Origin of the sequence: Lapidilactobacillus mulanensis (assembly GCF_003946215.1) — a bacterium.
Lineage (GTDB): Bacteria > Bacillota > Bacilli > Lactobacillales > Lactobacillaceae > Lapidilactobacillus > Lapidilactobacillus mulanensis.
The window spans coordinates 17231-33918 of sequence record NZ_RHOW01000024.1; the positions used below are offsets into that span (position 1 = coordinate 17231).

The window sequence follows — 16688 nt, forward strand, 5'->3', positions numbered from 1 at the left end:
TAAAATATTTTAAGAGGTGTTTTTTTATGAAAATTAAAGCAGCAGTCGTTGAAAAGCAAGGTGCACCATTCGAAATTCGCGATGACATCGAACTTGCAGAAATGCAACCAGATGATGTCCAAGTCCACATGGTAGCCAGTGGTATCTGCCATTCTGATGAAGCCCTAAGAATTGGGGATGCCGTAATCGGATATCCAATCGTTTTAGGCCACGAAGGTTCTGGGATCGTTGAAAAAGTTGGCTCTCATGTCCAAAACTTCAAACCCGGTGATCACGTTGTCTTGTCATTTTACGCTTGTGGCAACTGTGCGAACTGTTTGAAGGGAATACCAACACGTTGCTTGCATTATGGTGCAAACAACTTGTCCGGTGTTCGTCCAGATGGTACTGATCATTTCACTCGTAACGGTGAGCATGTTGCTGACATGTTCGATCAATCTTCGTTCACAACCACCACAGTTGTCCGTGAGAGCAATTGTGTCAAGGTCGACAAGGACTTAGACCTCCGTAAGTTAGGACCTCTAGGATGCGGTTATGTGACCGGTAGTGGCACAGTGCTCAACACTTTGAAACCACGCCCAGGTCAAACTATCGCCGTCTTCGGTACAGGTGCCGTTGGTCTTGCCGCAATGATGGCAGGACATATCTCTGGTTGCACAACTGTTATTGCCGTTGATATCGTCGATTCACGTCTAGAATTAGCTAAAGAATTAGGCGCAACAAACGTCGTCAATAGTAAAAAAGAAAATGCCGTTGAAGCAATCAAGAAATTAACTGACGGCTATGGGGTTGATTTCGCCGTAGATACAACCGGTGTTACTGCCGTTATGGAAGATTCGATCAAGGCATTGGCACAAGGCGGCGTGTCCGCATGTATCGCCGTTACGCCTAATCATATCGACCTCGATACTTGGAACGATCTTTGTGTTGACGATCGCACAGTAACTGGGGTTAATATGGGCGATTCTATTCCTCAAATCGACATTCCTCGCTTGATTAAATTCTATCGCCAAGGCATGTTCGACTTCGATAAAACAGAGAAGTTTTACAAATTCGATCAGATCAACGAAGCTAATGCAGATTCACGCTCCGGCAAGACGATCAAACCTATTTTGGTCATCGACGAAGATTACCAACCCGGTAAATAATCACATTTGAATCAGACAATAAAAACTTCAAGGGGCTTAAATCAGACCCCTTGGAGTTTTTTTGTGGTGCTCAAAATTTCAATTAAGCTTCAACTGCTTTTTTAACGATTCGAACTTCATATGGCTTGATCGACAACTGACCCTTGTCAACGATCGTTTGCGATAACAAATCGATTCCTGCGACCGGCCAATCGATCGTTGCCGAATTATTTGTATTATTAACTAAGAAATAATAGGCTTGTCCAGCGCGTTGACGACGTGTAATTTCAATACCGGCTGGTGTGTCGTAGTGCTCCCAATTAAATTGGTCAATGAAATTCATGACCACATGATCAAGGCCACTATCCTCAAGTTGCGTGCCCACATAATAAGCGGAACCATCGCCGACCGAATTCTGAGTGACGACAGGTGAACCGGCATAGAATTCACCATCGCTGTAACTAGCAAGCGCCTTGGCGCCTTCAAGATGCATAATATCGCATAACAAATCACACTTGCTTGTGGTCCCATCGTTAAAAGCAACCTGATAACTCTGTTCAGGCGGTAGTGCGTCGAATTCTTCGACCCACACGCCCATCAGCTCACGCAATGGTCCAGGATATCCGCCAATATAAACATTGTCGTGTTCATCAACCAGTCCGCTCATAAAGGTTGTTAAGAAATGCCCACCGTTTTTGACGTAAGCTGTTAATTGTTCAGCCACACCGGGTTTTACCATGTATAAAACAGGCGCAACAACCAGATCATATTTAGCCATGTCATCAGCAGAAAGATCTGTTGGAATTAAATCGACGGCAATATTTTGTCGGTAAAACGCAGCGTAATAACGGTGAATCTGGTCTACATATTTCAGTAAGACGTTAGGACCGCTTGCGTATTCCAGTGCCCAATAATTCTCCCAATCGAAAATAATGGCCACTTTAGCAGGCGTGCGTGCACCCAATGTTTCCGTCCCTAAATTGGCAAGCTCCTGTCCCAACGCTGCAGTTTCACGGAAAACCCGAGTCTGATCAGTATCAGAGTGGCCGATCACTGCGCCGTGGAATTTTTCAGTAGCCCCACGAGATTGCCGCAATTGGAAATATTGAATCGAATCCGCGCCGTGTGCAATGGCTTGATAGCTCATGGCCCGCATTTGTCCTGGACGCTTCAAAGAATTATACGGTTGCCAATTCTGTTGTGATGGGGTTTGCTCCATCAGCATAAATGGCGCACCGTTTTTAACCCCGCGCATTAAATCGTGACACATTGCAGTATAACTAAATGGTGTATTGTATGCAGGGTAATTATCCCACGATACAAGATCCATTTCCTTAGCCCACTTGAAATAATCTAGATCCTTAAATGTTCCCATTAAATTAGTCGTGATCGGTGTTTGTGGATCAAACTGACGAATCGCATCACGCTCGTCGGTATAGTTTCGCAAAATGCTATCAGACATGAATCGCAGATAGTCGATTGCTAGTCCAGCTAGTGTCGCATTGTCAGGACCGATGGCATCGCTAATATCGTTAGGTGGAAAAATTTCGTCCCAATCGTAAAAGGTATGACTCCAAAAATTACTGTTCCAAGCTTGATTGACCGCGCCAAGATCACCGTTATAACGCTCGTGCAACCAAACTCTAAAAGCCTTCGCACAATTATCGCAATAACACAGACCACCATACTCATTTGACACATGCCAACAAACAACGTTGTCAAGCTTTCCATAACGCTCGGCTAATTTTGCCGCCAAACGACGACCATATTTGCGAAATGTTGGACTATTTGGACAAGCGTTATGACGCCCACCGAAACGATGATGCCGGCCTTCAAAATCTGTCCGCGTTACATCGGGATAACTTTTTGCCATCCAAGCAGGCAAGGCAGCGGTAGAAGTCGCCAGCACAATTTTGAAATGGTTATCAGTCAATAGTTCAACAATATCGTCCAGCGTCGAGAAATCATATTCATTCTCAGACGGTTGCAACTGCGCCCAAGAAAAGACATTAATAGTGGCTTCATTGATGTCCGCCTTAGTTAGCAGCTGCATGTCCTTATACCAAACCTCTTTTGGCCATTGCTCGGGATTATAGTCGCCACCAAATAAAATTTGCTTAAATTGCGTTGTTTCCAATAATCTGTACCTCCTGTCTTCATTCTTACAACCATAGTTTACCTGACAAATCCACGGAAATGTTATATGATTTGAAGTATAAGTATAATTATTTGAACATGGGGCGTTATAATGCGAGTTGTTTTTACAAGAATGAATACCCAATTACCACTTTATCTCGAAAGCATTGGCTCAGATTGGAATCAAGAAGTTGTCTTTCGACCAAATGGCTACCCTTATTACCACTGGCTACAAACCACATCAGGCCAGGGTATCATTACAATTAATAAACAAAAATTATTGTTACCGGTCAATACCGGCATCTTGCTCGCGCCTAATGTTTCCCATCAGTATCATAGTCTGAACGACCAAATTTGGAAAACACAATATTTAACTTTTGACGGATCAGAAGTCGCAAATCTATTGACTAACAAAGGATTAAACTATCAAGTTTTTAACAATTTAACCGCTGATTTTATTCTGAAACAAAGTACCACGATCACACCCGCCACCGAACCAATAACGCTCTCAGTTCTTGTTTATCGATTTCTATTATTGCTCGATCAGCACGCCTCGAAATCGGAGTGGCTCAATTCGAGAAACGTTTCAACTTTATTGAAGATCCGTCAATATCTGGAAAATCATTATGCCGAAACAATTACCAACGAAGAATTGGCCACGCTCGCCGGTTTTTCAACTCAGCACTTGATCCGTCAATTCAAAACAGCCTATCAAGTGACACCCTTACAATATTTAAATGATCTTCGTTTACGAAACGCTCAAGCACTCTTGATCAGCCAGCCACAGTTAAATATCGATGAAATCGCACTACGAACGGGTTACAGTTCGTCTAGTTATTTCATCGCCCAGTTTAGAAAAGTTAAGCACGTCACGCCAAAACAATTCCGACAACTGCATTAAAAAAATCGCCTCAAGCATCAGATTTCATGCTTCAGGCGATTTTCAATTACTCACAATCTTTTAAAACCATTGTGCCATATTTACCTAACGTTATTAAGCCAGCACTAATCGGTTCATTTGTTTCAACATTAGTCGTATTTTTCGTTGTCGTGACTGTTTGCAGTTGTTCTGAAAAGTTCATCAGGAAATGATATTGGCAACCATCCTTAATTCGAGTTTGACAAGAAACTTCGAATTTCGGCTGTTCAATGAATTCATTTTTCAAATTTAGCTTTTTAATGATTGGGGCGTAGAATTCTTTAAGAAATTCTCGATCCATTCGTGCGCCCAAATAATAAGCAGTCCCCTGTCCAAATTGATTCGCCGTTATAGCGGTAGTCCCTTGATAAAAGTTGTTCTCATAGGTTCCCAATGTCTTAGCAGTCGTTGGTGAAATCAATTCGTCATAGTCGTGGGTCTCAAAATGATGACCATTAAATTCAACCCGGTTATGCTCATTCGGAAATAGTGTATTCAATTCACCGGTTTGAATGCCGAATAACTCTTGTAATGTCGCTGGAAAACCACCCAGATTAGCCCGATCAAACTCATCCGCCATTGCCGTGAAATAGCTCGATACCAAAGTGCCACCAGCAGCCACATATTCCTGCAATTTTGCCATCACGGTTGGTGACATATGATAGAGCATAGGTGCGAGCACGAGATCATATTGGCTCAGATCGGATTCTGGCGTCTCAATATCACAGGCGATGTCTTGTCCCCAGAACACAGCATAATGCTTCTGTAACGTCTGAATGCCTAAACGTGTTGGCCGACCAAAACCACCGCCACGATTTAACATCCAATTACTTTCCCAGCTATACAACAGTGCAACTCGAGATTTTTTAACCGCACCTTTAATTTCGCTCAGCTCTTCTAATTGCGCGCCGTATTTAGCAACCTCTTGGAAAACACGATTGTCCGCCGATCCGTCATGCCCAATCACCGCACCGTGAAATTTTTCCGAATTACCCTGTGCTTGGCGAATTTGGAAATATAAAGTGCTGTCCGAACCGTGAGCAATCTGTTGCAATGAACTCAGGATATGCATCCCAGGTTGTTTAGCTTTATTATATTGTGCCCAATTAACCGTGCTGGGCGTTGATTCCATCACCAAAAACGGGCGCTGCTTTAACGAATAAAACTGATCGTGAATATAAGCGGTTTTCATTGCCGTTTCTGCAGTCGATTCGTATTGATTATGCCAATCTGGATAGCTATCCCAACTCACCACATCAACATGCTGCGCAAATTTGCTGTAATCCAGTCCGATCAACGGCACAAACTGCTGATTGGCTTGACCTTCCGCCATGAAATTTGTTGTGCAGGGAATATTCGGTGTGAGTCGATGCAAGGGTTCAACCTCAGCATCATAAAAATCGATGGTCATATCCGTCACAAATCGTTTCCAATCCAGATCCATGCCATGAACTTTAGTCTCACCCAATGGAGATGGTGGCAATACTTGTGACCAATCACTGTACAAACCACTCCATACACTTAAACACCATGCCTTGTTTAGAGCATCCAACGTTTGATACTTTTTCTGTAACCACTGACGCCAATTCTCTTGGCATAAGTTGCAGTAACATTCACCGGAATATTCATTCGAAATATGCCAGAGTAATAACGCCGCTCTTTTACCATAACGCTTCGCTAGGATCGTACTGATCTCTCGAACTTTTTGGCGATATATCGGTGATGAATAACAATGATTATGACGAAATCCATGTGTGTGTCGGTGGCCGTTTTCATCCACTCGATTAACTTCTGGATATTTCTGACTTAACCATTGCGGACGCCCACCACTCGGAGTTGCGAGAATAATATGGCCACCCATTTCTTCAACGTCATCAAACACACGATCCAACCAATCGAATTGATATTGGCCTTCGCTCGGTTCCAGCAATCCCCAAGAGAAGACGCCGACTGTAACCGTATTGATTTTGGCAGCACGCATCAACTCAAGATCCTTCGCCAATATATCGGGACGATCTAACCATTGATCAGGATTATAATCACCGCCGTGTAAAAATTGCTTTTCCAAATCAAACTTATTCAAAATAACCTCCGCCATTATGTGTACTTTCTATAATTAGACCGCACGCAAATGATAAATATACGATTGAAAATCACCAGAAACTTGTGCAGTATCATCATTCACGCCATCAAACTGATAAGGTTCTCGCAAACCAAAGTTCTGAAGCAATTGACCACTAACGACCTTTTGACCAACAATTTGATATTCGCGAGTGCCGTCAATGAATGGGATCTTGAAATAGTGCAGGACGCCCTGATTAGGCTCTGCTAGCTTACGATAAAAACCGATCATAATATCTGAACGATCATCATTATAAACGCCCCAGGAAACCGTATCGGCGTGTGGATCAACCGTTAATAATTGTTGGAAGTGGCCATTGACTAATAGTTGCCGATTTTTCTTGTAGAAGATAATATTTTGTTTGATTGCTTCTCGATCTTCGTCAGAGAGTTGGGTAATATCTAATTCGTAACCCAGTGGACCGAAGTCACAAACGTTTTGGCGCATCTGTAACGGCGTTATACGCTTAACTTGATCATTCGGCACCGCGGAAACATGATTGCTGAAGGTAGATAGCGGATAAGCTACCGTTGTCCCAGAAAGAATAGATAAACGTTCGACTGCATCACTATCATCACTAGGCCAAATCTGTGGACTATAGAACAGGATACCTAAGTCATAACGACCGCCACCGCCAGCGCAGCCTTCGATCAATAAATTAGGAAAATCGGTTAAAATTTGGCGATATAACGTGTAAACGCCCATTATATAGCAATGGAAAAATTCGGTCTGTGGCCGTTTTTCCGCCTTCAAATAAGCCGAATAAGCTTCGGTAATATTCCGATTCATATCCCACTTAATATAATCTAAGCGTGTTTCTTCGATCACCGGTTTGATTTGGGCATAGATCGCCGCTACAACGTCAGGATTGGCGAAATCAAGCACATATTGACCACGTCCAATTGAAGTACGGCTGTATGGATGGCGAACGATCCAGTCTGGATGTTCCAGATAAAGTTTCGTGTCTGGCGAGACCATTTCCGGTTCAAACCAAATTCCGAGTTCAAGATCCATGGCATGAATCTGTTCTGCAAAGGCACCGATCCCATTAGGAAATTTGTTCTGATCAACTTGCCAGTCGCCCAACGAGGTCCGATCTGTATCTCGATGTCCGAACCAGCCATCATCGACCACAAAACATTCCATTCCTAAATCTTTAGCGTCGCGAGCAAGTGACAACAATTTCGCTTCGTTAAAGTCGAAATAAGTCGCTTCCCAATTGTTGAAGATGATCGGACGTTCTTGCTTTTTCCATTTGCGATCAATAATATGTTTCGTTGTAAAGTCTTGGCTGGTCGAGATCAGTCCATTGATGCCTGCATTACTGAAGGATAAGATCGCTTCTGGCGTTTTAAATTCTGCTTGAGGATTCAACTGCCAATCGAAATACTCTGGATTGATCCCGATCAAAACGCGCGCACGTTCCCATTCGTCGACTTCAACCTGACTCAAAAAATTACCGGAATAAATAATATTGGCGCCATAAACATTCCCATAATTTAATTCCTGATCTTTGACCAAGGCAATAAATGGGTTATGTTGATGACCAGATGCCCCTTTCAACGACGAGACAGAAACTGTTCCTTGTTCAAGGTTGCGGGTATTAATGTGCCGCTCCTTTAGCCACGCGCCATCTAAACTTACAAATTTATAATCCGCGTCCGGTAAATCCAACGCGCCACTCATCATGCTATGGATCTGCACGGTTTCTTTGCCAAGATTGATGACTTTTTGACTGCGGGCAATGACGGACTGATCGTGGAAAATCGTGAAATATTCATTCAGTTGCAATTGATGTTCCTGATCAAATAGCGTCACGATCAAAGTTTCGGACTCTTGCTCCCCAATCGCATAACTTGCCGGGTGTGCCAAATCTCGATCCTTAGTATTTTTGATTTCGTAATGATCATACTTAAAATCTAGATACCAAGGCTCATCCTCGTGATAAATATCGATGGCACCCTGCTTGAAGTCTGAAGAACCGTAAACAGGATATTCTTGCGCACGATCCGACAGATTAAAATTACCACTCTGCGGCGAATACTTAACCGTTCCGGCCGACTTACTATTCTGTTCCAGGAAATACGAAACATCATCATCAGTTAAATTGTCTAATTTTTGACCAAAATATAAATGTCCTAACTGTCCATTTTGCATCACATAAAACAGGTAACTGATTTTTTCATTGTGTAAATAAAACACATTTTCCGACGTAATATCAATCATCATTGTAATCCTCTCATCATCTGAAACTAATATTAATATTGTAAATTCAGCCGCTAACTATCTGAATTGTACTACGATATCTCTAAAATAAAAGCTCATAATCAATGTCATGTGACTCACAAATCATCACGTGACATCCACTATGAGCCAATTTTTATCAAACGGATCACTAAATCGAATCTCTTAGTGATTCTGTAATGCTAAGTTATCTAAATATTGTATTCGCTTTTTGATCCCACGATTATAAAAGAATTTATACAATCCACCCATGACCATGAAATTCATTTGACTGCGACTTTCACTAAACGTATTTCGTTCGGAATACACGACTCTTTCTTTGCCGCGATGATCCTGTTCAAACTGATAAGTTTGTACGATAACACCGCCCTGTTGCGTCGTTTCAAGTTGAAACAACTCGTTAGGAATAATGTTTTTGATCGTCATCGAATTTTCGGTCTGTATTTTATTTAATTTCGTCTGCAAGTGCGTCTCAATGGTTGTCCCGGTTTTTAATTCTTTGATCGAGGGATCATTGCGGCGAAAGTAGCCGAGCTGTTCTCTGATCAAAACTTGAAATAAATCCGTTTTTTTAGCTTGGTAATGATATTTGTAACTTAGCGTATCTGTTCGCATGGAATTTCTCCTAAAAATTAAAGTGAATCTTTTTCAGCAGCATCGAGATTTGGATTCTGTTCGTCTTTATACCAACGATTATCCAAGGCCTTGATAAATGGAATCCAGATCAAAGTCATCACAACAACGTCAACGAGTTGTAAGATACCACCGCGGATCGAACCTGTACCTAACCAGCCGGCAACGAATATTGGCGTTGTCCAAACAACAGTCGCACCTGTTGGCCGTGGAACTAATCCTGCAGCGATCGTAAAGTATGAGAGCGTGGTTGAAACTAATGGTGCAAGGACCCAAGGAATGAATAACGTTGGGTTCAAAACAACAGGTAATCCATAAGTCATCGGCTCAGAAACGTTGAAAATTGCCGGTGCGAAAACTAAACGCATGGTTTGCTTCATTCGAACTGAACGCGCCAAGAAGAATGCAAAGACAATTGAAATCCCTAGTTGCATACCTTGGTTTACGAAAACACCCATGAAAGTCGTGCTAATAATATGTGGTAATTGTTCGGCACCATTTTTATAAGCATCATAGTTCTGTAGGGCTAATGAACTCATGATTGGATCGATAATGGAATTGACCAATAATGTGCCATGAATACCAAACCACCAGAAGAATTGAGTAAAGAATACCGCCACTAAAACGGCTGGCAAAGTACCACCTAAGCCCATTAATGGTTGTTGTAAAATCTGATAAACGAAATCGATCGCATTGCCATAGGTTGTAAATGTAAATCCATAACGAATTAAATTAAATAGAAATAATGGTGCGGCACCTGGAATAATGGCAACAAACGATTGTGCAACCATTGGCGGAACTGAATCAGGCATTTTAATGACAATATTAGCAGCACTGATTCGGCAGTATAACTCTGTAGAAATAATAGCCACAATAATTGCAACAAACATACCTTCGGCGCCTAATTGCGAAATAGCAAAGAAGGATCCGGCTTTTTTGTCAGTCCCAACTGGCAACAGCATGATGAAACTTGACAATGCAATTGCACCGGCAAAAAGTTTCTCCTGCTTATAACGGCCAGCTAATTGATAAGCGACCCCGAAACAAACAAAGAGTGCAGTAATATTCATTGTGGCATTGCCGACAGGTCCAAAGAAGTTGTTCAAAAAATCTAAGAACCCTTGTGGTAATGATAATCCTAAAGTTGTCGGTAAATTCTGTAAAATAACCATGATCGAGCCAAACATAGTTGCAGGAAAAGCAACCATGAACCCATCACGTAGACTCAGTAAATAACGATTATTCCCGATGGCTTGGGAAAATGACGTTATCTTATCTTGAAAAGTGGATTTATTCTTCACTGTTAAAATCTCCCAGTTTTTATTTCGTAAACGTTTACAGGAATTAGTATATGTGTTTAGTAAACGTTTACGCAAGTGCAAAAATAAAAAAATTTATTTTGCAAGTTTTTTGACTGAGTCGCGAATTTTTAAATGGCTCGCACAGACAAGCCTTAAATTCATCCGCTTCGATTCTAGCATCCGGTCTCGAGCTAATCTAATGGCTGTTCGCCCCATTTCTTGCGCATCCATGCTAACACTGGATAGCGTTGGTGAGAGGTAACGATTAATTTCTGCATCATCAAAACTGACGATCGAAATATCTTCCGGAATTTTTAAACCTGCATTATTGATGGCCTTGTACACACCCATTGCCATGGGATCGCTGGCAACAACAATTGCCGTCGGTCGTTCTGGCTGCCGGATCAGCTCTTCGGTCAGTTTTAATCCGTCTTCGGCTGTCCAGTGACCAATTTTGGCATCAATAAACCTTTGCAGATCGTGTAATTTCATCCAAGTACTGTAACTATCGGAACGAATTTCGTGATCACTACGTAACACGTTGCCATCCATTTCGACTTGACTACTTTGACCACCAACAAACGCGATGCGTCGGTGACCATTTTGATAAAGTAGCTCCAGGATCTCGCTGGTCTTAGCTGCAAAATCAGTCTGAATTAAATCGTAATCGCTACTATTACTGTAATTATCAACTAGGATCAAATTAGGATTCAGTGATTGCGCACGCGCGATTCCTTCCGGCGTCATTACACCGATCATAATCACCGCGCCATAATCTTTCAACTGTTCCCAATCTTTATTAGTATCTCTCATGCCGAACGCCTTAATAACATGCAACCGCCATTTAGCGGCTTCTAGTTCGATGCCTTGGTGAATATCATAGAAGTACGGATCATTCACTTCAGAAATTCGATCATGACGCAAAATCAAACCGATCGTCATTTTACTATTCACAAAACGGTGCTGATGCTTCCCATCTTCTTTGGAATAGTGCAATTGATTCGCGGTTTCTATGACGCGTTGGCGCGTATTTTCATTAATGCTAAAAGTTGTATCGTTGTTTAAGATCCGCGAAACGCTCGCCGCAGAAACTCCGGCCATTTTCGCAACGTCTCGTATACTTACCATGACTTTTTCCTCGTTATGCTTGATTATTTATCGACTCTGCCCGATAAAAAATAGTTACTTGATCACTGCCACGTGTGGCCCTTGAATGCTAACACCCGTTTCCAAAATTTGCATTTCTAACAGTAATTGCTGATCAGTCACCAGCTTAGTCTGCTGTTCAATAATCGTGGCATACATCGCATCATAGACGCGTCCATAATCACCGATCGGCGTTATAACGTCCTTGCTGATCCAATCACCGTTACTATTGAGATAACGTAAATGACCATAGGCAGCTGGTGCGTCGAGACCAAATTGCGACTCACCCGGCATGACACCAGCCTTCAAATCGTTTTCTTGCTGATCAATGCCATACTTAATAAAACTACCTTTAGTTCCGTTTAAACGAAATGAGGGATAGTCTGTTGCAACGAGCGAACTAGAACTAACGGTTGCTTTAAAGTTAGCATAAAATAGCTGTGTTTCGTAATAATCGTCTAGATTTCCTTGATTCTGCTGAGCGCGGATATCATAATAAACTTGTTGCGGTTGACCGAAGAGCGCGACAATCTGATCGATCGTATGAATGCCTAACCCATAAAACTGGCCGTTGATCGGCTCGCTATTAATAAACTGGTCACTAGGACGAAAATGATCCATATGCGATTCCAGCGATAATGGCGTGCCAATATAACCCACGTCTAAAACTTTCTTCAAAGCTAAATAATCGCTATCAAAGCGGCGGTTTTGAAACGGCATTGCTACAAGCCCTTTATCTCGTGCAAGCTTGAGGATTTCTTCTGCCTGTGCGCGAGTTTCGCAAAAAGGCTTCTCCACCAGAACGTTTTTACCGTGATTGAGTGCTTCTTTAGCTAAACTATAATGAGTGGTAGCTGGTGTTGTGATTGAGAGCATCTGAATTTCTGAATCATTTAAGATGTCATCGAAATTGGTGGTCAAATTAACACCAGATTGCTTCAATTCGTCTTGAATATCTTGGTGATGGCGCAATCGATGATCATAGACAGCCTTTAATTTGATTTGTGACCGTAACTTGAGATATGGTAAATGATAACGGTTCGCACTTTTACCGAACCCTACTAACGCAATGATTAATTGAGTCAATATAATTCTCCTTTACTAATTCGTTATTAAGTTAATCATAACACTCTGACTGCTTTCCTCAACACTGAAATCTATCGCATGCACAACTATCGCAAAAAGTTACTGGGATTTCTCGTCCTGTGATTCTTCAGACGAACTCAATTAATGGAAAATAACTAACAAATTCTTAAGCAAACTTCCATGTTTCATCTGAATACTGTAAAATTATGATACGATGTAAAAAGAATTATTCATTTCCAGGGGGGCTGAATGATGACATTTTCACAACAAACGCGGCAAGAAAATTTATTCAAACTCGCAAACGAAAAATTTGATTTGTTAATTATTGGTGGTGGCATTACAGGAGCTGGTGTGGCGCTACAAGCAGCCGCCTCGGGTTTAAAAACGGCGCTCGTTGAAATGCAGGACTTTGCCGAAGGGACTTCTTCTAGATCGACTAAGATGGTTCACGGCGGAATTCGCTATCTCAAAACTTTCGATGTGGGCGTTGTTGCTGATACCGTGAATGAACGCGCTCGTATTCAAAAAATTGCGCCTCACATTCCTCGTCCGACTCGAATGATTTTACCGATTTATGACGAGCCCCACGCCACTTATGACCTGTTCTCCGTTAAAGTCGCAATGCATTTATACGATCAGTTGGCCGGATTGACTGATTCAAACGATACTAGCTACATGTTGACCCATGATGAAGTCATCGCCAAAATACCGACACTCAATCGTGAAAACTTACTTGGTGCCGGCTGTTATTTAGATTTTACAAATAACGATGCGCGTTTAGTGATCGAAAATATAAAAAAGGCGGCAACTTTAGGGGCAACTCTAGCCAATCGTGTTAAAATCGTCGAACTCTTACATGATGATCAAAATCAAATCATAGGTGCTTACGCTGAAGACACCTTGACTGAAAAAGCCTTTTCCATCGATGCACGTGTCGTGATCAACGCCACCGGCCCCTGGGTCGATGAGACGAATCAACTCGACAAAAAGATTGTCGTTGCGCCTCAATTGCGTCCGACTAAGGGGGTCCATTTCGTTGTGGACTGGCAAAAGCTGCCGGTTCCTCAGCCCCTTTATTTTGATAGTTTGCATCATGATCAGCGCATGATTTTTGTTATTCCTCGTCTTGGCAAAACCTATTTTGGAACCACAGATACAGACTATAACGGTGATATAACGCATCCGCAAATTTCAAATACTGATCTTAATTATTTGCTTAGCACGATCAATCAACGTTTTCCTAAGGCTGATCTTAGCTTAGCCGATATCGAAGTCGGTTGGGCAGGAATTCGGCCGTTGATTGCGTCCAATAGCAGCTCCGACTATAACGGTGGCGGTGGCCATCTTGATGATCGGAGCATCGATCACGTCATCGATGCGGTGATCAACTATCGCCAGGGCAAAGCGGATCGAACGGATGTGGCAGATTCTGTTTTAGCAAGTGAACAAGCGCTCTCCGAGAAGATCATCCAGCCTTCACAAGTTTCTCGCGGCAGCCTTCTAACCACTAAAAATGATGGTTTAATTGTACTCTCAGGCGGAAAAATCACGGACTACCGTCGAATGGCAACTGGTGCAATTCATGCGGTGATCGATCAGCTCTCCAGTAAATTTGATCGTCATTTTCAAATCGTTGACTCTACAAAACTTAAAGTAGCGGGCGGTGATCTTAATCCCGATAACGTTGCGCATGACCTCGCTGCCATTCGTGAACAGGGAGAAGTTTTAGGACTCAGCAAAGACGATGCAAATGTGATCACAAATTTATTTGGTTCAAACGCGCTTGCAATTTTCAATAATATTCATAGTACACAGGCTGCAGCTGGCCTATCGCTTCGAGAGACACTGATTTTACATTATTGTCTCGCCGAAGAAATGGTTCTTACTCCAGTCGATTATCTCTTGCGACGAACAAATCACGTATTATTTGACGATCGACATTTAAACGAGATTCAAGACGGCATCGTTAATGAAATGGCCCATATTCTCAACTGGTCGACAGAAACCAAACAATTGATGATAAAAGATCTTGAAAAAACACTATTTGCTTATGAATTGAAATATTTAAAAGCTGGTCAGAGTATGATTGAACCAAATCAATATTGATTATTTAAGCAAGAATAGAGCTAAATTAGCTCTTTTTTTGTGGCTACACTACCGATTATCACTAGAATACAGTTTTTTTAATGAGTGGCATCTGAGAATGGTACTCGTTTTCTAACCAAAAAATATCACTAAGCCCATGCTATACGGTTTATCTTTATAAAATGAGAAAAAGTAAACAAGTATACTCTCTCACAAATCTTTCATGATTCATCTCCGCATTCAGTGTATAGTTATCAGAGTATATAAGTGTTTACAGGTCAAATTTTAGACCTCAAGAAGAATTTGAAAGGGGCATCTTATGGCTGATAAGAAAAATACAAAACAGCTATTTTGGTACAATATTGCACTTCTCGCATTTGTAAGTGTTTGGGGCTTAGGAAATGTTGTTAATAACTTCGCCCAAGAAGGCTTAGTCGTTGTCGTTTCCTGGATTTTAATCATGGTATTATATTTTGTGCCTTATACATTAATGGTTGGCCAAATGGGGGCAACTTTTAAAGACGCAGAAGGTGGCGTCTCTAGTTGGATCAAAGAAGTTTCTACTAAGCGACTCGCCTATTTTGCAGCTTGGACTTATTGGGTCGTTCATGTGCCTTACCTTGCACAAAAACCGCAAGCCATCTTGATTGCGGGTAGCTGGTTGTTCCAAGGAAACGGAAACTTTGTCAATATCTCTTCAAAAATCGTTCAAAGTTTATGTTTGGTTATTTTCCTGCTTTTCCTATATCTGGCTTCTCGTGGGATTACAACGCTGAACCGAATCGGTACAATCGCCGGTATGTCGATGTTTATCATGTCACTTCTATTCATCGTGCTCGGTTTATCGGCGCCAGCGATGACAGGTTCTGCCATTGCGACTGCCAACATGAATCATCTCAGCACGTATGTTCCTAAGTTTGATTTCAAATATTTCACGACCATTTCAATGTTAGTTTTTGCCGTGGGTGGTTCCGAAAAAATTTCACCGTATGTCAACAAGACAAAAGACCCAGCAAAAAACTTTCCTAAGGGCATGATTGCTCTAGCAATTATGGTCGTTGTTTCAGCATTGATGGGCTCTTTTGCAATGGGAATGATTTTCGATGCCAAGCACATTCCTGCAGACTTAATGGCAAACGGTGCTTACGTTGCTTTCCAACGTTTGGGTAATTTCTATCACGTTGGCAATGCGTTGATGGTCATCTACGCAATTGCTAATACGATGGCGACGATTGCCGCATTAGCCGTTTCGATCGATGCGCCGTTACGAATTTTACTTGACGATGCTGATCCAAAATTCGTTCCAAAGGCGTTACGCAAAAAATCATCAGATGGTGTGCCAGTCAATGGTTATATCTTAACTGGAATTCTTGTCAGCATTATTATTATCATTCCTGCGCTTGGAATTAGTGGCACTAACAACTTATACAATTGGTTGCTCAACTTAAACTCTGTCGTTATGCCGCTTCGTTATCTTTGGGTCTTCCTAGCATTTATGTTACTTAATAAGCACCTAGACAAATTCCATTCTGATTACATGTTTGTTAAGAATGGCAAGGTTGGTTTTGCCATTGGGCTTTGGTGCTTCGTCTTCACCGCATTCGCATGTATCTTGGGTATGGTTCCAAAAGTTGTCTATGCTGCCAATCCAAGCTCATGGTGGTTCCAATTAGCACTTAATATTGCAATGCCAATTTTCTTAATTGGTTTAGGATTCATTCTTCCTGCAATTGCCAAGCGTCAACACGAAGAATTAAATTAAGCTGTTATTCTAATAAATATTAATGATAAAAGGAGCGTTCATAGTTATTTCCCGGGAAATAAGGGAGTGTACAATATTTTGTGTAAATAGTAATTGAAAAGGGAAGACCTTCCCCGTATGATTAAAT

At 41.8% G+C, this 16688-nt stretch carries 11 protein-coding genes; 4 read left to right on the forward strand and 7 right to left on the reverse strand.

Going from position 1 to position 16688, the window contains the following annotated elements; all coding sequences use genetic code 11:
• The first annotated feature begins 26 nt into the window (after window positions 1–26).
• A complete protein-coding gene (locus EKM67_RS07015) occupies window positions 27–1148 on the forward strand; it encodes an NAD(P)-dependent alcohol dehydrogenase (RefSeq protein ID WP_125578322.1) in 1122 nt (373 codons plus the stop codon).
• A gap of 82 nt (window positions 1149–1230) precedes the next feature.
• Here the strand turns inward: EKM67_RS07015 and EKM67_RS07020 are convergent, their stop codons facing one another.
• Window positions 1231–3264, reverse strand: coding sequence for a beta-galactosidase (locus EKM67_RS07020; protein WP_125578323.1), 2034 nt, complete (start codon window positions 3262–3264; stop codon window positions 1231–1233).
• A gap of 111 nt (window positions 3265–3375) precedes the next feature.
• Here EKM67_RS07020 and EKM67_RS07025 point away from each other — a divergent pair, with 111 nt between their 5' ends.
• A complete protein-coding gene (locus tag EKM67_RS07025) occupies window positions 3376–4164 on the forward strand; it encodes a helix-turn-helix domain-containing protein (protein WP_125578324.1) in 789 nt (262 codons plus the stop codon).
• A 46-nt stretch (window positions 4165–4210) separates the two neighbouring features.
• On the opposite strand, the gene EKM67_RS07030 is transcribed toward EKM67_RS07025, so the two are convergent.
• The 6 genes from EKM67_RS07030 to EKM67_RS07055 form a co-directional block, all read right to left on the reverse strand.
• On the reverse strand, window positions 4211–6280 hold the full coding sequence (locus EKM67_RS07030) for a beta-galactosidase (RefSeq protein WP_125578325.1): 2070 nt from the start codon (window positions 6278–6280) through the stop codon (window positions 4211–4213).
• 18 nt (window positions 6281–6298) lie between these two features.
• Window positions 6299–8530, reverse strand: coding sequence for an alpha-galactosidase (locus EKM67_RS07035; RefSeq protein WP_125578332.1), 2232 nt, complete (start codon window positions 8528–8530; stop codon window positions 6299–6301).
• A 183-nt stretch (window positions 8531–8713) separates the two neighbouring features.
• Entirely contained in the window at window positions 8714–9163 is a 450-nt protein-coding gene (locus EKM67_RS07040) for a DUF3284 domain-containing protein (protein ID WP_125578326.1), read from the reverse strand.
• Window positions 9164–9180: 17 nt separating this feature from the next.
• The gene (locus EKM67_RS07045) at window positions 9181–10482 is read right to left on the reverse strand and encodes a PTS sugar transporter subunit IIC (protein WP_125578327.1); all 1302 of its coding nucleotides are present in this window, start codon (window positions 10480–10482) and stop codon (window positions 9181–9183) included.
• A 93-nt stretch (window positions 10483–10575) separates the two neighbouring features.
• On the reverse strand, window positions 10576–11610 hold the full coding sequence (locus EKM67_RS07050) for a LacI family DNA-binding transcriptional regulator (protein ID WP_125578328.1): 1035 nt from the start codon (window positions 11608–11610) through the stop codon (window positions 10576–10578).
• 54 nt (window positions 11611–11664) lie between these two features.
• Window positions 11665–12717 carry an oxidoreductase gene (locus tag EKM67_RS07055; protein ID WP_125578329.1) on the reverse strand — a complete coding sequence of 351 codons (1053 nt, stop codon included), beginning with the start codon at window positions 12715–12717 and terminating at the stop codon, window positions 11665–11667.
• A gap of 249 nt (window positions 12718–12966) precedes the next feature.
• On the opposite strand from EKM67_RS07055, the gene glpO reads away from it, so the two are divergent.
• Both glpO and EKM67_RS07065 read left to right on the forward strand, forming a co-directional pair.
• Window positions 12967–14820: a type 1 glycerol-3-phosphate oxidase gene (gene glpO, locus EKM67_RS07060; protein ID WP_125578333.1), complete on the forward strand. Its 1854-nt coding sequence runs from the start codon at window positions 12967–12969 to the stop codon at window positions 14818–14820.
• Window positions 14821–15118: 298 nt separating this feature from the next.
• Entirely contained in the window at window positions 15119–16561 is a 1443-nt protein-coding gene (locus EKM67_RS07065; protein WP_125578330.1) for an amino acid permease, read from the forward strand.
• The last annotated feature ends 127 nt before the right edge of the window (window positions 16562–16688 follow it).